General features: G+C 44.8%; 12 protein-coding genes. 5 read left to right on the forward strand and 7 right to left on the reverse strand.

What is annotated here, in order from left to right; translation table 11 throughout:
* The first annotated feature begins 73 nt into the window (after positions 1-73).
* Complete coding sequence (locus tag TPSD3_RS03050) at positions 74-1,807, forward strand: PHA/PHB synthase family protein (protein WP_086487110.1); 1,734 nt, start codon at positions 74-76, stop codon at positions 1,805-1,807.
* 238 nt (positions 1,808-2,045) lie between these two features.
* Positions 2,046-5,762: a PAS domain S-box protein gene (locus TPSD3_RS03055; RefSeq protein ID WP_086487111.1), complete on the forward strand. Its 3,717-nt coding sequence runs from the start codon at positions 2,046-2,048 to the stop codon at positions 5,760-5,762.
* A gap of 97 nt (positions 5,763-5,859) precedes the next feature.
* On the opposite strand, the gene TPSD3_RS03060 is transcribed toward TPSD3_RS03055, so the two are convergent.
* The 6 genes from TPSD3_RS03060 to TPSD3_RS03085 all read right to left on the reverse strand — a co-directional run bounded on the left by TPSD3_RS03060 (position 5,860) and on the right by TPSD3_RS03085 (position 12,707).
* Complete coding sequence (locus tag TPSD3_RS03060) at positions 5,860-6,366, reverse strand: chemotaxis protein CheW (protein WP_086487112.1); 507 nt, start codon at positions 6,364-6,366, stop codon at positions 5,860-5,862.
* Positions 6,350-8,746: a chemotaxis protein CheA gene (locus tag TPSD3_RS03065; protein ID WP_176329706.1), complete on the reverse strand. Its 2,397-nt coding sequence runs from the start codon at positions 8,744-8,746 to the stop codon at positions 6,350-6,352. Before TPSD3_RS03065 ends, TPSD3_RS03060 begins: the two co-directional genes overlap by 17 nt.
* 5 nt (positions 8,747-8,751) lie before the next feature.
* Positions 8,752-9,114: a response regulator gene (locus TPSD3_RS03070; RefSeq protein ID WP_086487113.1), complete on the reverse strand. Its 363-nt coding sequence runs from the start codon at positions 9,112-9,114 to the stop codon at positions 8,752-8,754.
* A gap of 153 nt (positions 9,115-9,267) precedes the next feature.
* Complete coding sequence (locus tag TPSD3_RS03075) at positions 9,268-9,873, reverse strand: cation diffusion facilitator family transporter (protein WP_086487114.1); 606 nt, start codon at positions 9,871-9,873, stop codon at positions 9,268-9,270.
* A gap of 30 nt (positions 9,874-9,903) precedes the next feature.
* Positions 9,904-10,992, reverse strand: coding sequence for a hypothetical protein (locus tag TPSD3_RS03080; protein WP_086487115.1), 1,089 nt, complete (start codon positions 10,990-10,992; stop codon positions 9,904-9,906).
* 38 nt (positions 10,993-11,030) lie between these two features.
* On the reverse strand, positions 11,031-12,707 hold the full coding sequence (locus TPSD3_RS03085) for an NB-ARC domain-containing protein (protein WP_086487116.1): 1,677 nt from the start codon (positions 12,705-12,707) through the stop codon (positions 11,031-11,033).
* Between the two features lie 485 nt (positions 12,708-13,192).
* Here TPSD3_RS03085 and TPSD3_RS03090 point away from each other — a divergent pair, with 485 nt between their 5' ends.
* The gene (locus TPSD3_RS03090; RefSeq protein ID WP_086487117.1) at positions 13,193-18,664 is read left to right on the forward strand and encodes an Ig-like domain-containing protein; all 5,472 of its coding nucleotides are present in this window, start codon (positions 13,193-13,195) and stop codon (positions 18,662-18,664) included.
* Positions 18,665-18,739: 75 nt separating this feature from the next.
* On the opposite strand, the gene TPSD3_RS03095 is transcribed toward TPSD3_RS03090, so the two are convergent.
* On the reverse strand, positions 18,740-19,636 hold the full coding sequence (locus TPSD3_RS03095; protein ID WP_086487118.1) for a LysR substrate-binding domain-containing protein: 897 nt from the start codon (positions 19,634-19,636) through the stop codon (positions 18,740-18,742).
* Positions 19,637-19,809: 173 nt separating this feature from the next.
* On the opposite strand from TPSD3_RS03095, the gene TPSD3_RS03100 reads away from it, so the two are divergent.
* Positions 19,810-20,556 (forward strand): glutathione peroxidase, encoded by a 747-nt coding sequence (locus tag TPSD3_RS03100; RefSeq protein WP_086487119.1) that lies wholly within the window; start codon positions 19,810-19,812, stop codon positions 20,554-20,556.
* Between the two features lie 213 nt (positions 20,557-20,769).
* On the forward strand, positions 20,770-22,149 hold the full coding sequence (gene gorA, locus TPSD3_RS03105) for a glutathione-disulfide reductase (RefSeq protein WP_086487120.1): 1,380 nt from the start codon (positions 20,770-20,772) through the stop codon (positions 22,147-22,149).
* The last annotated feature ends 47 nt before the right edge of the window (positions 22,150-22,196 follow it).

Here is a 22,196-nt window from a genome sequence, read left to right on the forward strand (position 1 = left end):
TTAAACCGCGTTTCAATCACGCAAGCGTCCGACTTAAAACGCAACCGCGCAAAATCATGAGGAAGCAACAACAATGGCTGAACAACAACCCTTTTATACCAATCCACAAGAACTTTTCCAAGCCCTCAGCAAAACAGGCAACGAATTCCTAGAGAGTTTCGCCGCCGCACAAGGGCAGGAAATGTTTAAAGAATTCAACAAAGCCTGGGGCGCATGGACTCAAGAAACCGCACAAAACCCCAAAGCATGGCTTGACCTCGTCAACCAATATCAACAAGAACAGATGAATCTCTGGCTTAATCTCCTCGGCATGGGCGAAAACCAAGCCAAAAAAGCCGAAGATCGCCGCTTTTCTGCCAAAGAATGGCAAGAAAACCCCGTATTTGATTACTTAAAGCAATCTTATTTGATGGCTTCTAAGTTACTGAGCGACATGGCAGAACACGCCCATCTTGATGAAGACAACAAGAAAAAACTACGCTTTTACACCCAATACTTCATTGATGCCATGTCCCCCACCAACTTCGCGGCCACCAACCCCGAAGTGTTAAAACAAGCCGTTGAAACTCGCGGCGAAAGCCTGTTAGAAGGCTTAAAAAACCTGTTACAAGACCTTGAAAAAGGTCGCATCACCATGACCGACGAGACCGCATTTCAACTCGGTAAAAATCTCGCCACCACACCCGGTGCCGTCGTTTACCAAAACGACCTCATGCAAGTCATTCAGTACAAACCCACCACCGAAACCGTACTGGATCGCCCCATGTTGATTGTGCCGCCGTGTATCAATAAGTTCTACATTCTTGACTTACAACCGCAAAACTCCTTTGTCAAATACTGTCTGGATCAAGGTAACACCGTCTTTATTATTTCATGGTTCAATCCCGAATCCAAACAAAGCGATTACGCTTGGGATGATTACATCAGCACGGGAGTCATTAAAGCCCTAGACGTGGTGAAAGACATTACGGGCGCGAAAAAAATTAACACCGTCTCCTGGTGTGTTGGCGGAACATTACTCGCCACCGCATTGGCTGTACTCCACGCCCAACGCAAACAAAGCCTTGTTGCCTCAGCGACCTTTTTCACCACCATGTTAGACTTTTCTGATCCCGGTGAAATTGGCGTATTTATCGACGAAAACCAAGTGGCGCAACGTGAAAACATGTTGAAACACAGTGGGGTATTATCTGGTCGAGATTTAGCCACCGCCTTTTCCATGCTGCGTGCCAACGATTTAATTTGGTCTTATGTGGTCAATAATTACTTAAAAGGCCAAACGCCTGCGCCGTTTGACATTCTTTATTGGAACAGCGACCCCACCAATTTACCCGCACGCATGTACAGTTATTATTTGCGCAATATGTACATGGAAAATAATTTGGTTAAACCCAATGCCTTAACCTTATGCGATGTCGCGATTGATTTGGGCAAAATCAAAACACCTACTTATTTTCTCTCCACCATTGACGATCACATTGCCCCGTGGAAAACCACTTTTAATGGCACGACATTATTATCAGGCAATATTGAATTTGTCTTAGGCGCAAGCGGACATATTGCGGGCGTTATCAACCCTGCCAATAAAAATAAACGCAATTACTGGCTCGGCGGCGAATTAGGCAAAGGCGCGGATCATTGGTTAGCCACGGCCACCTCTAAACCGGGCAGTTGGTGGCCGCACTGGGATCAATGGTTAAAAGCCCAAGGCGGAGAACAAATCCCCGCGCTTGCACAATTGGGGAATAACCAATATTCTGTCATTGAACCTGCTCCCGGTCGTTATGTCATGAAACGCATCGGCTAAATAGAAAAGGGCAGACCCATCCGTCTGCCCTACAATGTACAATAATCGTTATTGTTTTTTAAAAATTTTAATTCTTAATTCCGATTCAAACAGACCCCATGTTGTTTAAATCCCGCTAAAATACCCATTAACGTCTGTGAGAACAATAGCGTTAATGAATCTTGAAGACACCTTGACTTTACGTCAAAATCAACGACTTTAATCTGAAGAGTCCCGCGTGTTTGGGCAAGGGTGAAATATGGCTGTGAATAATCCGCGACATTCCCGTTTTTTTTGGCGTTCCTCTGCCATGTTCTGCATTTTGGACGAACAACGGGCATTTAAAGAGGTCAATACCGCGTGGGAACAAATTCTAGGATTATCCACGGGACAGTTACTGGCCAAGTCTTTTCTTGATTTTGTTCATTTGGAAGATCAGCCTTCTACCGAATATTACATTGATCAACTGGGCAAAGGCTTGCCTTCGGTATCTTTTTCGGCGCGGGTGCAACACCGTGACGGCAGCTATCGTAATGTATTATGGTTGATCAACAGCGCGGCCTCGATTGAATACGCTTACTATGTCGTCGGCATGGATATTACTGGCCGTGAACAACCCATGATTGCCGACGAAATGATCAGCGTATTAAACGAAGGTGTTGTTTTACAATATGCCAATGGGACGATTGGCGCATGTAATCCAAGTGCCGAGCGGATTTTAGGACTGTCTTCTGATCAAATGATGGGCTGGACGCTCATTGATCCCGATTGGCGGGCGATTCATGAAGATGGCTCCCCATTTCCTACCGAAACCCACCCGGCTATTTGTACGCTACGCACAGGACAAGCCTATTCTGATGTGGTCATGGGCGTGGTCAAATCAGATGAATCTGTAATATGGATTCGGATTAACGCTTATCCCTTATGGCGCGACGATGTCACCACACCGTATGCTGTTGTGATTTCTTTTTCAGACATTACCCACTACAAAGCCACTGAAGCTGAGTTACGAAAAGCCAGCGAACAACGCAGCAGCGGCATGATTCCCGAACAAAGTTATGACTTATGGGATTGGGATGTGGAGAGCAACGAAGCCAATTTTTCTCCCCGTTGGAAAAAAATGTTGGGATTTGAACCCCAAGAATTACCCAATACCATCGACGCATGGCATCAACGAATCCACCCCGCCGATTACAAGCGCGTCATGGCAGATATACAAAATCTGCTCACAGGCAACAGCGAAATGTGCGAAGACACTCACCGCGTACAACATCGAGACGGCACTTATCGCTGGATTTTAAGCCGTGCCGTATTGGTGCGCGATGTCAGCAATAAGCCGCATCACGTCGTCGGCACGCATGTTGATATTACAGAACCGCGCCGCATTGAAGACGAATTGCAAGAAATAGAAAAAAAATATTTGCAATTAATGGAATTAGAAAGCGACGGTGTTTTTTTAATTGATGCGGATAATTATCAAATTTTAGAACATAATAAAGCGGCAGTAAGAATGTATGAATATAGCCGCAATCAATTGGCAAAAATGAAATTATTAGATTTATCGGCACAACCCGATAAAACCGCTAATGTGTTAAAACGCGCCAGCAAACAAGTCTCACAACAATATCATCGTCGTCAAGATGAAACGGTATTTCCTGTCGAAGTGTCTCTGGGCAGTTTTGTATTAAAAGGCAAAAATGTGTTAATGATCACCGTGCGCGACACCAGCGAACGGCAGCAAATTGAGACCGCATTATGGGAAAATGAATCAAAATATCGCCAATTATTCGAGGCCGCTTCCAATCCCACCATTGTGTTTGATGCCAATACACAACAAATTTTTGATGTCAATCATGGCGCAACCGATTTATACGGTTACACGAAAGAAGAATTCATGCAAATGACCACGATGGATGTTTCCGCAGAAACTTCGCGCAATCGGGCTGCATTTACTTCTAGCAATAAAAAAGTTCAAACCATTCCATTACGCTGGCATAAAAAGAAAGATGGCAGTATTTTTCCTGTCGAAATTTCCACAGGCAATACTTATTTATTTCAAGGTCGTTCTTTAATTTGCGCCACCTTGCGCGATATTACTGAACGTAAAGCCGCTGAAGAAGCTCTGCGCAAAGAACGCGATTTTATCAATACCTTAGTGCAAGCCTCGCCTGCGTTTTTCTTTGCGGTGAATCCCGACGGGCGCGTGCGCATGGCGAATCGTGCGATGTTGAGTGCTTTAGAATATGAAATGAATGAAGTGGTTGATCAAGATTTTCTTTCAATATTTGTCCCTGAAAATGAGCGCATTGCCGTGGCGACAGAATTTGAAGTGTTGAGCAAATCCATGCAGCCTTCCATGATGGAAAGCCATGTTTTAAGCAAATCGGGTAAACCTTTATTAGTCGAATGGCATAGCCGTGCCATCGTCAAAGCTGATGGTACATTAGACTATTTCTTTGGCGTGGGCATTGATGTCACCGAGCGGAAAAAAGCCCAAGGTCATTTGCGTTTATTTAAATCGATCATTGAGTCTTCTTCAGAAGCCATCGCCATTGCTAATCCTGATGGACAATTGGTTTATGTGAATCCTGCTTATGAGCGATTAATTAACTTCTCATTAAAAGATTCGCGCCATATTCATTTCCAAGACTATTTCACTGAGGCTTCTAGTGAAATTTGGAAAAATGATATTTTGCCTGCTTTGGATCGTGGCGAAAGTTGGGAAGGGGAATTGGAAATGCACGACAGTGAAGGGGCTATTTTTCCCGTATGGAAACGCATGGATTCTGTGCGTGATAATAAGGGCAATATTTTATTTAATTTTGCTTTATTACACGATATTAGTGAACGTAAAAGAATGTGGGAAACGTTACGCAAACAATGGGAAGAACATCAGACCATTTTTAATAATGTCCCTGCGATGATTTGGTATCGGGATAAAGACAATAAATTGGTGCGTAATAATCGCGTTGCAGCGGATGTTTTTGGCCCTGATAATTCTTTTGTGCAGCACATTACGGATTGTGATGCGGTGATTCAATTAGGCCGCGCCGAATATGGCACGTTGCAGACTTATCGCAATAAATCAGGGGATGAACGTTGGTTGCAATTGGATAAAATCCCTTATCGAGATGCACAAGGACATATTGCGGGCGTGATTATTTTCGCTTTTGACATTACGGAATATAAACAAGCCGAAGTGTCTTTAAAAGACAGCGAAGAGCAAATGTATCAAGTGGTCGAAAATATGCCCTTTTTATTCAACGCTTTTGATGACAGTGCGCAGATTTTAGTTTGGAATCGCAGTTGTGAGGAAATTAGTGGTTATAGTGCCGATGAAATTATTGGCAATCCGCGCGCATTAGAATTGCTTTATCCTGATGATGAAGAGCGTTATTTAATGATTAATCAGTGGCGTAAAGTCGATGCCGAAAAAAACCATTGGGAAACGCATTTAACGTGTAAAAGTGGCGCGGTGCGTACTGTTGTTTGGTACAGTATTAGTAAACGTTATCCGATTGATGGCTGGGAATATTGGTTAATTGGGCAAGATGTCACAGAACAATATCAATTGCAATTACATTCTCGCTCGAATGAACAATTATTAGCCGCGGTATTAGAAACCAGTAAATTGGGTTTATCGCTCAGTGATGATCGCGGACGATTCTTACAAGTCAATCGTGCTTTTGCGGATATGTATGGTTATCGCATTGATGAATTGGTGGGCGAACCATTTACCACGATTTTACCTTCTGCATTACACGGCGAAGCGGTGCGGGAATATTATAGTTTGCTCATGACCCATGAGAGTCCTACAGTTGTGCGACAACGCCAAGAGCAACATCGCACGGGACAATTATTTGAGGCGCAATCTTTGGTCAGTCGAGTGATTTTGGAAGATCGCCGTCGGTTGTTAGTGACCGTGATGAGCAAATTGGCCGAACCCGCATTGTCCAGACGAACATCGAATAATTAGTACATTACAGTTTGTCATTAAGGTTTTCATTATCGCCAATAAAGCCTGTGAAGCGTATTTTCGCTTTATAGGTTTCATTGGCTGCAAAATGGATAACTTAATGTTTGGCGATATTTTCTATCATGGCCAATTCATCGGAATTTAATAAGCGATCAATTTCCAACACAATGACCATTTTCTCGCCCACAGTGGCCAATCCCTTAATAAATTCAATACTGATCACACTCCCAAAATCCGGCGGCGGTTTAATTTCACTTTCAGCCACATCGTAAACATCCGATACTGCATCCACCACAATGCCCATGATGCGCTCGCGCCCGGAATGTCCCATGACTTTAACCACCACCACCACGGTCATTTGTCCATAATCCAAACGCTCTAAATTAAAACGCAAACGCAAGTCAATAATCGGCACAATAGTCCCACGCAAATTAATGACTCCACAAATGTAATTAGGCGTGTTGGGAATGACTGTGACTTTACTCCAGCCTTTGATTTCTTGCACCCGCAAAATATCAATGGCATATTCTTCTGTCGCTAAGACAAACGTTAAATATTTATTGGTCGCTATTTGCGCGACACTGGTGTTAGTGTTGGTACTCATGTTCTCTCTCTTTCGCTAAACGACGCATAATAGGCACTGATGTTTGACTGAGTTTAATTAGACCCGCTACGTCCAAAATTAACGCCACACTGCCATCGCCCAAGATGGTCGCACCAGAAATGCCCGCCACGGATTTATAATTGGTTTCTAAACTTTTGATCACAATTTGTTGTTGTGATAATAATTCATCTACAAATAAACCAATTCTTTGCCCATCCCCCTCGATAATCACCAACAATCCTTCTTCTAATCGAGTCACCGCATTAGGAATATTAAACAAAGAATATAAACGCAACACGGGAATATAATCATCCCGTAACTTATAGACTTCAGCTTTACCCGCTAATGAATTCACTTGTTCTGAATTCACCCGCAACGATTCAATAATAGACAGTAAAGAAAGAATATAAATTTCCTCTCCCACACGCACCAATTGGCCATCCAAAATCGCTAAAGTCAACGGCAAACGAATATTAAATGTTGTTCCTTTACCGGGTATAGAGCGAATGTCAATTGATCCCCCCAATGAACGAATATTTCTCCGCACCACATCCATGCCCACCCCACGCCCCGATAAATCACTGATTTGCGAAGCCGTAGAAAAACCAGGGTGAAAAATAAATTCATACAACTGTTCATCGGTCACCGGGTCATCAGGATTGAGCAAACCCGAACTGATGGCTTTTTCATGAATACGTTTCATGTCAAAGCCCGCGCCATCATCACTGATTTGGATCATAATATTGCCGCCTTGATGAAAAGCATGTAGATGTAACAAACCTTTTTCGGGTTTACCGGCGGCGAGACGTTCGGCGGGTTTTTCGATGCCATGATCCAGCGCATTACGCACCAAATGCACGAGGGGATCACTCATTTTTTCCAACACCGTTTTATCTAATTCGGTGTGTTCGCCCGACATTTTTAATTCAACCTTTTTCCCCAAAGACACACTTAAATCATGCACCAAACGCGGAAAACGATTAAAAGAATAACTGATCGGCAACATGCGAATTCGCATCACACTTTTTTGCAATTCTCTTGTGTTTCTTTCTAATTGCGTTAAGCCATCGCGCAATTGTGCCAATTTCACAAAATCAAAATTTTCACTCACTTGATCTAACATGGATTGGGTAATCACCAATTCCCCAACAATATTAATTAAATCATCTATTTTATCAATACTGACGCGAATAGAACTGGCTTCACTGCTTGGTGTATTTGTGGCCGACAGATGAGCGGAAGTGCCATTCAATGTGGCTTGATTTTTTAGACCTAATGCGTCTTCGACTTCTGCTTTGTCTATTTTGGGCGTGGGGGGGGCTTTATCCACGGGTTTGGTCACAGAAATGTCCATTTCAGAGGTAAACGCCGTTGTTTCTTCGGGAGTTACCGATTCAGAGACTTCAAAATTTCTCGGAATTTCAAGGGATTCTTCAGGAGTAAACGTGTCAGGGACTTCAGAAACCTCCAGCGTTTCGGGCGCACAATCAACCACTTCAGAAACAGCAGCGGAAAGCTCTGAATGAATTGCCCCTTGCGCTTCAATCGGTTCAGATGCCACCGTTGGCGGAGTCACCGATTCGACACTGCTGGATTCTAGCGCAGATTCTGCCGCTATTTCCACCGTGGGTGCGTCGTTAGAAACCAATTCTGCACTGAGATCAATAATGGTTAATTCACAATCGCCTTCTACCCATTCAAAAATCTCTTCAATATGCTGGCGTTGCACATTGCCTTCTAACATCAAAACCCAATTTAAATAACAATTTTGAACCACTAATTCTTGCCATGTAGGCAAATGATCTAATTCCGCTTCTACCGTTAATGTACCTAACAACGCTAATTCGTTAAATAAATTAATCGGATCATTTCCCGTTTTTAATAAAGATTCATCGGGTTTAAAAATAATTTTCCAATACTGCGTTGATTTTTTCTCAAAAACAGGCGCAGCAGAAACCACCGCAGACGGAGCAGTTGTTGTGTCTGTCTCATGAGTTTTCAAAAAGCCCCGCAAACTTATTAAACAAGTATTTACCGAAGATTCATCATAAGGTTCAGAGGCTTGCAACTGCGTCAACATCATGCGCAAGACATCGACCGTCTGCAACAACACATCAATCATCGCCTGCGTGACGGAATGTTCCCCACTCCGAATTTCGTCTAACAACGTCTCAGCCGTATGGGCGAATCCCACCATACTTTCAAACTTAAAAATGCCCGCGCCTCCCTTAATGGAATGCACCACGCGAAAAATACTATTGATCAAATCTTTATCGGCATCTCCAACTTGCAAATCGAGCAAATTAGATTCCATTGTATCTAAACTTTCAAAACTTTCTTCAAAAAAAAGCTGACGAACCTCGGTCATATCAATAGACATGATAATTACCCCAATACTTTTCTAACAGCGGCTAATAATTTATCAGGATCAAAAGGCTTATTAATCCAGCCTGTTGCCCCGGCCATTTTGGCTTCTTTTTTCACTTCTGGATCCGTCTCAGTGGTAAGTAGTAGAATGGGTTTAAATTGATAATCGGGCAAATGACGCAATGCCCGCACCAAACCCAACCCATCTAAGTTTGGCATATTAATATCTGTAATGACCAAATCGAAGGAATGCCGCTTGGCCAGTTCCAACGCCGCAGAACCATTGCTGGCTTCTTGCACTTGATGATGAGCTGCCGTTAAAGTAAAACACAGCATTTGACGCATCGAAGAAGAATCGTCACTAATCAGTATGGATGCCATTTTAAACGCCGTTTGAAGATAGAATCTGGATTTTTAAGGTCTAAGTATAGGGTTGATGCAGGACAACAGCAATTCTATTCAATTTTACACCTAAGCTCACCTCATCACACGGTTTTTTGGCGTTTATGATACGCAAGAACAAGGGGGCGGGTTTTACTGTGCCATTTCTGTTTGTGCATCGCGTAGAATTTGTACTCCACCCCAAATCACCACCACCGCAATGATCGCGCCGATGAGTAAATCTGGCCAGGCTTGCCCCAGAAAATAAACCAAAACTCCGCCACCAATCACGCCGATATTGGCAATGACATCGTTTTTAGAAAAAATCCAACTGGCGCGCATGTGAATTTCTCCCTGACGATGACGCGCAATCAATGATAAACAAATCACATTGGCAATTAAGGCGATTATTCCCACTGCAATAATGATTAAAGATAACGGTTCACTGCCCCAAACAAATCGCCGCAATACTTCTAATAAAACCCCAATCCCTAATAAAATTTGAAAAATACCACTTAAACGCGCCGCATCAATTTTCACCTGCGCCGCCCGACCTATGGCGTATAAAGCAATACCATAAACCACAGCATCAGCCAACATGTCTAAAGAATCCGCAATTAACGCAGTTGATTCGCTCCACCATCCCGCCGTTAATTCGACAACAAACATCACTGCATTAATCAATAATAAAATAATTAAAACTTGCTTTTGCGACGCATCTTTAACCGTCACTTGGCAATCACAACCACAACCTGCCATTTATTTTTCCTCTTATATTGAAAATAAACATTAAGAAATTTGATAAGGATTTTCCCACACACGATTCGCTTTTTCATAAATCAAATGATGCGTCATGCGCAAAATAATAGGCAAATTCAACGGATCAGCATAACTGGCTAATTCAGCAATATGCGGTGAGAAACGTTGTAATAATTTAGCCAATTGCGTCACGGCCTCATGTACATTACCATCACCTGCTTTTAACATTTGTTTTATTTTGGGGTCTAATTTGGGATGTTCTTGTAATTGTAAATAATGCTTGGTGACGGTAAAAATTTGTTTAATCGAATCGCGCAATTCAGTCATTTTTTGCAAAATATCTAAGGTACTCATCGCTAAAAACAATACTCGTAATTCGTCAGGCAAACGCTGCTCCGCAGGCACATCATGACTGGGATCATATTCTATCCCTTCCATTAACGTCTCTGAAACACCAATAATTAATAATAATTTATCATTCAACAAACCAATCAATTTATCACTGACATCGTTTAAATCTTCAAAAGTTAATACATCCATTGATTTCGCTGTTTTTTGCTTACTCAATAAGGCTTTTAAACTTAATAAAGGAGGTTCGGTGATATTCTCTTTTAATAAGCGACTAATTTCTAATAAAACAGGATCATGCGCTAAATCTTCCTGATCCTGCATTTTTAATAGCGATTTGATGATCGGAATTAACTCTGTGCAACGATTTATTTTACGCACAATCTGCGTACCATGCACCACAATTTGATGCAAATCTTTGGTGATTTCATGCAGCAATTGAATTTGTGGCGAAAACTCCTTACCCCGTAGATAATTCTTAATCAGGGTATTTTTTTTATTCATATTTTGAATGGAGGTACTCGCCAAAGAAGGGTCTAGCGTATGGGTGAGATTAATCTCAAAAATGTGGTCGGCAGCAATATTTAACGCCTGTTCTACCGCCAGTAACATGCTGCACTCTTCGTGTACGCGCATGTACTTTTTTAATTGGCGATATTCCTCGTCCCGATCTTCCAAACTGTGATGAATACGCTCAAAGTAGGTTTCGAGAGAGGCGTGGGCTGTATTATTACGCGCTTTGGGACGGTTTTTTGGAATCGGTTTCGCCATAGCTGTGTGTCAGTTTACGCATCCCATTGCGTGACTGTTTAGCGGGTCGGCGGTTGCCAGTCGTGAGCGTATTCTTTGGCATGATTGAGTAATTTTTGTATCTCCATCGAAGGATTCACCCACAATTGCGTCAGTAAAGTACTGGCAATGCCTTCGATATCCCCCGTCTGTTTGACTAAAGTATCTGCTGCACGCTGTAACGCGGTGTCTAAACGCGCAATATCCGCATCCGTTTCGCTTAACCAAGCCGTATCGTTGAGCAGTCCATGCAGGCTGGTATAGCTTAGTTTGCGATAAATCCAGTCAAAATCCAACAACAGACTTTTTAATTCTCGATGTCGTTGACTGAGGTGCAAGTGTAAGGTGAGGTTTTCAAAAAAATAACCATCGTTCGGCCCCGCTGCCCAACCATGTTGTCCGCATTGGCGACGGTAGGCGGCCAGTAGGTGTTCGTGCAGCTTTTCTGGCTCGGCTTCGGCCACTAAATAGCGATGTTGTGCCACTTGTAACGTTAAAACCCCCGTTTTTACATCGCCCACGGTGTCAATCAAACCCCGCGCCACCAGCTTAGACAAAAAATCACGCGATTGATCCGGCGTTAAATGGTACAAATAATGCCAAAACATGAAAACCGCTTGTAATGGAATACGGTTATAATCCGCAAATACCGCCAGTGCGATATAGTATTCACTTTCATCGCCTAAAGCATCGACACTCACCCGCATCGCCCGCATCAACGGACACGGATGATCGTCCGGTAAGTCCTGACAAGCCTGTTGCGACAATTGATGCAATAAAGTTTCGGGATCAAACACGTTTTGTTTCAATAAACGCGCCATTAAATCTAACACGGTTGGAATGCCGCGACTAAAATCAACTAATGCGTCAATGGCTTTATCTCTTTTGCTGATGTCGCTGCGCAATTGTAATAAGGTAAAACTTTGTGCGGAATCCAGTGATTTTAACGCATAAGTTTGTGCGCCGTTGAGCAAATGTCCGGCATATTCGACCACTTCTTTTTGTGTGGTGGTGATGAGCAATTGACAATGTTGTCCCAATTGGCTAAACGCTAAAACATCTCGAATATCCCAAGCATTGTCTAAAATAATTAAACACGCTCGACCCCGACAATGGCTGCGTAATTCTTCTCGGCCTTGTTCGCTGTCTAAGGCGTTAAAAGGTTCTGTGGTGAGGTGGTGTAGAATGTGTTGTTGCCGTGCTACCAAATCGGGTTCTTCGCCCAAAGAAATCCAAAAAATACCACTGACAAAATTACGCCGCACCGGATCGTCGTGCGCAATTAAACGCGCAATCGTTGATTTTCCCATGCCACTGGGCGCATGTAGAATTAAGGGGTTTTTCTGGGTATTGTGTACTTCTGAAGGGCTGGGTTGGATCACCAAACGCGCCTTAATGTCGCTAACAAACGCCGGTAAGGTATCCGATAACAACGGCAATTCGGGCGTATCATACAGCGGACCCGGTACATTTTTCTGATTTTCACTCCAAGCCAATTGTGTTTTTAGGTGCTGCAAGCGATTTTCTGTTTCTTGGAGTTCTCGTTGGGTGTGTTGAATTTGGGCGAGGAGTTCGCTTTGTTCCTGTTGGGGGGCTTGAGCGAGTTTAGTTTGCTGATCGTTGAGGGTATCTTTGAGCAGCATTTGGTCTTGTTCTAGGAGCGTAAGTTCTTGTTCTATTGTATATTCGTCTGACATAACGACTCTCTTCTACAGAAAATAAGTGGCAGGATGGCGAGATACGCTTACTATTTTTATGCCAAAAAACGCGCACAACACCTGAATTAATATTTTAAACCAATTTGAAGGGAGAAATGAGAGGACAATTCTCCCCTTCCAGTGTTACTTTTTTTCTTTTCACCAGAATAGTGGGAAATGAATGGGGGTAAAATTTTATGTTCACAAAAAATAGAAGGTTATCTTATCGTCAATTGCAAATTTAATCGGTGAGTCATTCTCTATTTAAACCCCACCAAGCCACTGCGAATTCCGATCAACACGCCTCTGAATTAAGCTAAAATACCAAGCAGGTGTCCGGCCTTGTTATTGCCTTCCTGACTGGTTTGTAAAAATACCATTGTCTGTGGAGGGTACGGCAAAACATAGGCCATAGAAAAGCTGATATTATGAATCACGTCATTCTTTTATAATTCATCCTTCATCATTGATTAAAGAGGGCAAACATGCACATGTGGAAAGCGTTAAATATCCGTTGGCTGCTGACAACGTTCCTACTCCTGCTCCTTGCAGGTTGTGGCGGTGGCAGTGACGGTAATCCCAGTGGTCTGCTTAGTGGCAGCACCAACACGGACGGCGGCAATGTTGACGGCGGGGGATCAGACACAGATAGTGTTGTCACAAGCATTACTCCTATCTTGCGTGGAGTTTCTGCTGTTCCTGTGGGTAGAGATCGGGCCGATTATACTTTAACCGCTTTTGAACTTTTTGACCCCGACACTACGGGTTCAGATGGCCCTTTTCCTCCTGTGATACCAGGGGTGTCTGTAAATCTGAGCGTTACGGGAGATGCCTATTTCGCGCATAACGGTTTAAAAAGCCTAGATGTTCGTACTGATGGCACAGGACAGGCTTTTTTCTCTTTGGTCAACAAAACTCATGAGCGGGTTTTGCTCAGTTATAAAGCTGTGGGCAGATATAGTGGAGGTATTACCTACCCTATTTATTTTGGCGCGCAATCAAAAGTCTCCCTGAGTCACTCAGCAACCCCTGCGGATGGCACCAGTTCTGTCAAATTAGTTGCGACTGCATTGGAAAGCTCTGGGCGGCCGATTGTTGACATACCTGTGACGGTATCTACACCAGACAGTTTTGCTACGGTCACTGTGGCCGAAGGTGTCACCGATACTCAAGGTAAATTTATTACCGAAATCAGCAACACAGTGCCACAATTAATCCAAGTTCGCACCACCGTGGGTGGCGTGCCATTTGTTAATCCGATCAGCTTTACCAGTACCGCTTCTACCGATGACGGCAACGGAGGCAGCGCACCCATTGGCAGTAATTTGGATCGGATTGATGTGTTAGTGGTCAGCAATAACGTTGTCCCCAATGCCCGCGATCAAGCCAGTATTGTTGTGGTGGCACGTAATGAAGCGGGCGTTCCTATTCGTAACTTGCCCATTGGGGTCAGCAGTAATTCAGGCACTGCCATCTTATCCGTTCCCAATGGCGAAACAGGACAATTTTTTGTTTTAGGAAATACGGGATCAACCGGTAATTTTACCGTGAATATTCGTAACACTAAAGCAGAAACCGTTAAACTCACCGCAGCCTTTAACCGTGTAACCAGTGAAGAAGAAACTGTTATCAGCAGCGATGATATTGAGATTATTTTCCAAAATGTCGAAGCCACCGCAGGCGTTGCTGTCAGTGAAATTACCTTAGAAGCCCCCATTCAAAACCCCAACCCCGCTAAAGCCAACGGCCGCGATACCATTACCCTAAGCGGTATGGCCAAATTATCCGATGGTAAACCCGCCGGGGGCGTTTCTGTCAGTTTAATTAGCAGCGGGGGTTCAGCACGTTTCCCCGCCAACGTGACCACGAATCAAGCCGGTATCTTTTTCGCCACCTTTACCGATAGCGTCGCAGAGAGTTTTACCGTGCGCGGAGTGGTTGGCAGTGTCAGCAGTACGCCAACGACTTTAACTTTTGCAGCCGTGCCAGAAACGCCCGCGGGCGAAGTGCCAATTGTTCCCAGTTCCTTGAGTTTATTGGTGTCTCCTGCCCAACAAGAAGTTGGTAAAAGCACAACGTTAACCGTGATTGCGCGTGATTCCGGTCAATCTCCCTTAGCGGGCGTGACCTTAAATGTGTCGGCGCGAGGTGGCACCAGTAACAGTGCAATTTTTGATTTTACAGGCGAACTGGTGACAGGTACGAATGGTACTGTGACATTTACGGTAAGTAATGCCCAACAAGGCTCATTTGATGTGACTGTCACGTCCAAAAATGGTGGATTAAGCGCGACACAACAAGTCACCTTTGTCCCGCCCGATGCTGTACAACAAACTGTACCCGCGACATTGACCTTGCTGTCTAATATCAAACAAGCGGTGATTAATGAACCCATTCAATTAACAGCGATTGCCTTAAATGCGGATCAATCGCCATTGGCTGATGTTAAATTACGGGTATCCGTTGCAGGTGCGACAGGAAACAGTGCCGTTTTCGATTTTGCGGATAGCAATGATTTAACCACCAGTGCTAACGGAACAGTGACTTTTGCGGTGACCAATCCGATTGCAGGCTTATTTGACGTGGTGGCTGTAGCGATTGGTGGCGGCCCCACTGCTACGCAAACCCTGAGTTTTACCGATCCCAGTGTGACGGTAGGCACGCCCATAGCGCGCTTAGATGTCAGTGTACGGAATAATAATCAACCTGCCGACGGTTCATCGGAAATTCTCGTGGAAGCCGTGGCCTTAACCGCCAGCGGTGAACCCATTCCCGATGCTAATATTACCTTACTCACCGACAGCGGCAATGCCGGTGCGACGTTGATTGATCCCGCCAAAGGTAAAACTAATCCTAATGGTTACTTTACTGCGGCAGTGACTTCTTCAACGGCAGGAACGGTTAAATTAACTGTACTTGCGGATAATTTGCAAACTACGCCCCCCGTGGTGGAATTGAATTTTAGAAGCACCACGGATCCGGTGGTCACCACGCCCGTAGCGCGTTTAGATGTCAGCGTGCGCAATAACAACCAACCTGCGGACGGCGCATCAGAGGTAATCGTAGAAGCCGTGGCCTTAACCGCCAGCGGTGAACCCATTCCCAATGCCAATATTACCTTACTCACCGACAGCGGCAATGCAGGCGCGACGTTGATTAATCCCGCTAAAGGCAAAACCAATGTAAATGGTTACTTTACCGCGGTAGTGACTTCTTCGACGGCAGGAACGGTAAAATTAACCGTACTTGCGGATAATTTGCAAACCAATCCACCCGTGGTGCAATTGAACTTTACGACCTCTTCACAAGTGAATCCTGACAGCATCGAATTACGCGCCGAGCCAGCCCAACAAGTGGCGAATGGTGCGGCGGGTATTGTATTGATTGCGACTCCGCGAGATGCGCGAGGCGTGCCGATTGCGGGCATTGACGTGGAAATTTTGGTGACATCAAGCAATTTTGCCGAGTTATCTTTCCCTGGTCCTGCTGGAATCACCAATGCCATTGGCGAATACCGCACCATTGTGACTTCAAGTAAAGCAGGCACGTTTACGCTAAAACCGGTGGTGAAAAATGTTCCGCTGCCCGAAGCAAAAAGCCGCCCAATTACCATTGAATTTACCGCAGTCACGGGGCGCGAATTGCAGCAATTGGTGTTAAATGTGGTGGATAATCAACAAAATGCAGGCATTGCTAATTTTGCTAAATTATTAACCTTGGCGCGGGCAAGTGATGGTTCTCCGTTGGGAGACATTTCAGTGATATTGCGTGTGACTCCTGCGCCGAATGTGCCGAATGTGGCGGATTCTGTGATTTTTCAAGAAAAAACGGGTTTCCAAGGTAAAACCAGTGTTACTACGGGCGTTTTTGAAACCGGCGTGAGCAATCCCCAAGCGGGAACTTTCCAAGTTCAAGCCTTTGAAGCCTTAGACGGTGGCCGCACAGGAATCACCAGTAATGCCGTACTTGTCACTTTCACCACTCCCGCGGGCGGCGTGCCTGATGTGGAGAGTTTGACCTTGTTGACGGATCGAACCCAAATTAATTCGGCCGATGGTTCAGATACGGGGGCTGTGATTACGGCTTTAGTGCGAGATGTGAACAACAATCCGGTGGCAGGGGCTAATGTGAGTTTTTCTAGCAATTCTGGAGAAATTCGCACAATTCAAATCGCAGGCAGTACCGCATTAGCAGGCATCACGGATGCGTCTGGCCGCGCTCAAGCTCGCTTGACCAGCACCACCAATAAGGACAACCGTACTATTACAGTCACGGCAAAAGTTTCGCGTCCTAATGGCAGTGTGTTAGAGCAAACCATTCCTATTGATGTGGTGGGAACGGTGTTGTCAATTTCAGGCAGCAGTTCTGTGACCATTGGAGATCGTCCTGTCTTTACCATTAGTTTACGGGATTCTGCGAATGTCGGCATTGCCAACCAAACTTTACAAGTCACTGTCACACGCGATGACAATTCACAACCCAGTTTTGTGGGAACGATAGGATCAGGATCGCAAAGCAGCACCGCAACCGTAACAACCAACGCATTGGGACGGGTTGATGTTGAAGTGATCGCTGGTGTGGCAGGGGTGGATAAGATTACGGTTACTCGTCCTAATGTCACCGCCATTACGCCCGCAAGCGCAATTTTGACGGTATCAGGCGACAATTTGACGGTAGTCCCCGCAACAGGAAGTGCAACGTGTCTCAGTATCGGTACGGATGCAGAAAGTGGATCGCCTTCATGTCAAATTCTTTTGAATACATCGCAGCGTTTCAATATTACATGGACATCCAGCGGACAAGCCGTCACTGGAGCGAACGGAGAAATTATCGAAATTTCTGCCACACGGGGTAATTTGAACCGAACCCGAATTGAGCCACCTTTCCTCATACCGGGTGAATCTACTATCAGCTTTAGTATTCAGGCAAACAATACTGGAGCGGCTCGGATTGTGGTGCGTGGGATTCGTCCTGTGGGCATTAGTCCAACGGTGGAGTTCAATGTGGAGTTTGTGGCGGTTAATGCCAATCACATTACAGCCCAAGCCAATCCTCCCGTAATCGGCACAAATCAAGGGGATAGCACAACTCAACAGTCTGAAATTACTGCGGTTGTCCGAGATACCAACGGCAATTTGGTGAAAGGACGTGTCGTCAATTTTAACTTAAATGATATTACTGGCGGACGTTTAACCCGCAGTGCAGTGGAAACCAATAGTTTTGGTGAAGCCACAACGATTTACATTGCAGGCTCTACCAGTAGTGCATCGGGTGGCGTGGTGATTACGGCTTCTGTGGCAGGAAATAATCCCGACAATTCTCCATTGCCGAATCCTGCTGAGGTGAAACTTACCGTCGCACAACGCAGCGTATTCGTCAGTGTGGCATCGGGTAACGTGATTCAAAAAACCGACGGTGGCACGCGCTACGTTTTACCGCATACGGTTTTAGTCACCGATTCCAACGGGACACCTGTAGAAAATTCTGAAGTCACCTTGAGCATTTGGGTAGAAAATTACATCCGTCCTGTTCACAATAGTGTGGGGGTTACTGTGGGCTACGCGCTTTGTAAGAATGAAGATCAAAATCGGAACGGGGTGTTAGACCCCGGCGAAGATGCTGACAGCAGTGGCCGTTTAGAGCCGGGTGGTGTGATTACGGTAGATAATTTGCGTTTGACTACAGATGCGGCTGGGTTTAAGGACTTCAATGTAATGTATGCCATTCAATATGCAACATGGTTGTACAATGTGGAACTGATGGCACGCACCTCCACTGCGGGCAGTGAAGCCACCGCGATTGTACCCGTCAGAACGCCTTGCTTGGCAAAAGAAGAAAAAACCTGTCCTGTCAATAATCCCTTTAGTGGGGTCGAACCGGACAAGTTTGGTGGAATTTGTGCGGCTTGTCGCCAAGAACCTGATGCAGATGGAAATATGGTGGTTGTCTGCGAATAATCCCTAATTTTCCTTAATTCCTAACCCAAAAAACCGCCCTGATTCCATCAAATCAGGGCGGTTTTTTTTCACCATTCAAACCAAATAACTTTTCCCAATCACCTCTCCCAACAAGCCAAACGCCTCAGCGCGTGCGCTGCCTTGTCGCCATGCCAACGCAATCTCACGTTGTCCTTCTTCTTGCAAGGCATAAGTGCGAATTTGCGTCCCCGCCAATAACGGCGAACCTTCAGCCATTTCTGGTAAAAAAGTAATTCCCAAATCCGCATCCACCATGTGAATTAAGGTTAATAAACTACTCACACCAAAACGATTAATTTTATCTAAATTACGAATTTGACACGCCAATAACGCATGATCCCGCAAACAATGCCCGTCTTCTAATAATAAAATACTTTCTGCATTCACCTGCTCTAAATGATAATATACAGGATTAATATGCGTGGTATTGTGATGACAGGCCAAACGAAAACCATCGTTAAATAACACCCGCGTCTCCACATAACGCAATTCATAAGGCAACGCCAATAAAATCACATCTAATTCCCCTTCCATTAATCGCTCATGAAGACGTTGCGTTAAATCCTCACGTAAATAAATATCTAATTTCGGAAAATGAGCGCGAATTTTCGGCAAAATGCGCGGCAATAAAAACGGCGCAATCGTAGGAATAATGCCCAATTCCAAACGCCCAGATAATGGCTCACTGTAACTGTTGGCATAATGTTGTAAATTATCCAAATCACGTAAAACCACTCTGGCTTGCGTGGCCACGGCTTTTCCCACATGCGTAATCGTCACATGTCGCTGGGTTCTGTCAACCAATTGAATCCCTAAAATACCTTCTAACTCCTTAATCGCCATACTAAATGCCGATTGCGACACATAACACGCTTCCGCGGCTTTACCAAAATGTTGATACTGTTCTAAAGCGACAAAATATCTTAACTGCTTCAAACTGGGCGTTGCCATCGCTCCTCCATCAGAAAAATTGAACACTGCGATAAGAATATACCATTTTATTTATCGAATAATCTTATCTATACTGTTTTTCAACATCCAACTTATCCCAATTTATTGATGGTGACAGTTGAAATGTTCAGATTTTCTGATAATCCCTAAAAATCCCAACTCGGAGAAAAACCATGTTGCAGTCCAAAGAAGGCCAAAAAGTTCCCTCAGTCGTGTTTCATGTTCGTCAAAACAGCCAATGGGTTGACATCAGTACGGACGACATTTTTAGCGGTAAAACCGTAATTGTATTTTCATTACCGGGCGCATTTACACCCACGTGTTCCTCTTCGCACGTGCCACGTTTTAACCAATTGGCGCGCACTTTTAAAGCGCATGGCGTGGATGAAATTGTCTGTATTTCTGTTAATGACACCTTTGTTATGAATGAGTGGAAAGTTGACCAAGCTGCGGAAAACATTCGTTTTATTCCCGATGGCAACGGCGAATTCACCGAAGGCATGGGCATGTTGGTGGATAAAAATCACTTGGGATTTGGCAAACGCTCTTGGCGTTACTCCATGTTGGTCAAAAATGGCGTAATCGAGAAAATGTTTATTGAACCCGAAGTAGAAGGCGACCCGTTTGAAGTCTCCGATGCCGATACGATGTTAGAATACATTGCACCGGGCGTAGAAAAACCCTTAGATGTCAGCATCATGACCCGTAAAGGCTGTCCTTTCTGTGCCAGAGCCAAAGCGATGTTAGAAGATGAAGGCATCGAATACGAAGAATTAGAACTGAACCGAGATTACACCGACCGCAGCCTCCGCGCCATTGCCCGCGCTGGCACTGTGCCACAAGTATTTATTAATGGCCAACGCATCGGTGGTTCTACAGATTTAGAAGCGTGGTTAAATGCCCGCGATGCCGCTAAGTAGTCGGTTATTGTAAGTACCTAAACGAAAGTAATCTGGAATATCGGCATTTCTACCGCCCCCTACCCCCTCCTGCTAGGAGGGGGCAAGAGATCAGGTTATCTTGTTATATTTTAACAATAAAAACAATCCGTTATTCCCCCCTCCTAGCAGGAGGGGGGTAGGGGGGCGGTAGAAGAGTGAAAATTCTGAACAGTTTTAGCGGAGGGTTAAAAAATGAATACAAAATTTGACGTGATCATTCTCGGTGGCGGCAGTGGCGGTTTAGCAGTGGCCGAGCGAGCAGTCAGTTACGGACAAAGTGTTGCGGTGATTGACGGATCGGCTTTAGGTGGAACGTGTGTCAATCGCGGATGTGTCCCCAAAAAAGTCATGTGGTACGCAGCGAATTTGGCACATGCCGCACATGATGCCTCAGAATACGGTATTAAAACGCACATTTCAGGCATGGATTGGTCGCGTTTGGTGGCAGGAAGACAACAATATGTCACTGATATTAATCACTATTGGGCGAATTATGTCAAAGAATTAGGCATTACCCACATTCAAGGTTACGCCACATTAAAAAGTCACACCGAAGTGGCTGTAGGCGACCAAATCTACCACGCCAAACATATTGTATTAGCCACAGGCAGCCGTCCGATTGTCCCTCCCGTACCGGGCGCAGAGTTGGGAATTACATCTGATGGATTTTTTGAATTAAACCATTGTCCTAAAAAAGTCGCCATGATCGGTGCGGGCTACATTGGCATTGAATTAACGGGCATTTTGCAAGCCTTCGGCGCACAAGTCACCGTGATCGGTTTGGAGGCGCGACCATTGGAATTATTCGATGAAGGGTTAAGCACAGTTTTAGCAGAAACCCTGACACAACAAGGGGTTGAATTGCGTTTAGGCTTTATGGTGACGGCATTATCTCAGCAAGATTCTGGGATTCGAGTGAGCAGTAAAGATGGGCAGCACTTAGACGGTTTTGATGCAGTGATTTGGGCAGTGGGTCGCCGTCCGAATACGGATAATTTAGGATTGGCTGAGATTGGTATCACGCCTTTGCGCTCAGGAGTCATTGAAACAGACCTGTATCAAAATACAGTTGTGCCGAATATTTACGCCGTAGGTGATATTGCAGGGCGCAGTCCATTAACACCGGTGGCGGTTGCTGCGGGTCGCCGTTTAGCGGATCGTTTATTCGGTGGACAAGCGAATGCTAAAATTGACTACGATTTAATTCCCACAGTGGTATTCGCGCATCCCCCGATTGGCTGTATTGGTTTAAACGAAACCCAAGCCAAAGCCTTAGATACGGTGGTGACTGTGTATGAAACGGCATTTACGCCCATGCGTTATGCCTTGAATAAAAAGGGCAATCGCACATGGATGAAGTTAATTTGTGCGGGAGAGACGGAAAAAGTCGTGGGTTTGCACGTGATGGGAGAAGGGGCTGATGAAATGTTGCAAGGCTTTGCGGTGGCTATCAAAATGGGTGCGACAAAAGCCGATTTTGACCGCACCATTCCTATTCACCCCAGCAGTGCCGAAGAATTTGTCACCTTAAAACGTCCTGATCGGGTTTATTATCCAAAAATTAATCGTTAAACCCACATCGATCCCATTTCTAGCCCCGTAAAACACCACAGATTAAT

The sequence above is a fragment of the Thioflexithrix psekupsensis genome (assembly GCF_002149925.1).
GTDB classification, from domain to species: domain Bacteria; phylum Pseudomonadota; class Gammaproteobacteria; order Beggiatoales; family Beggiatoaceae; genus Thioflexithrix; species Thioflexithrix psekupsensis.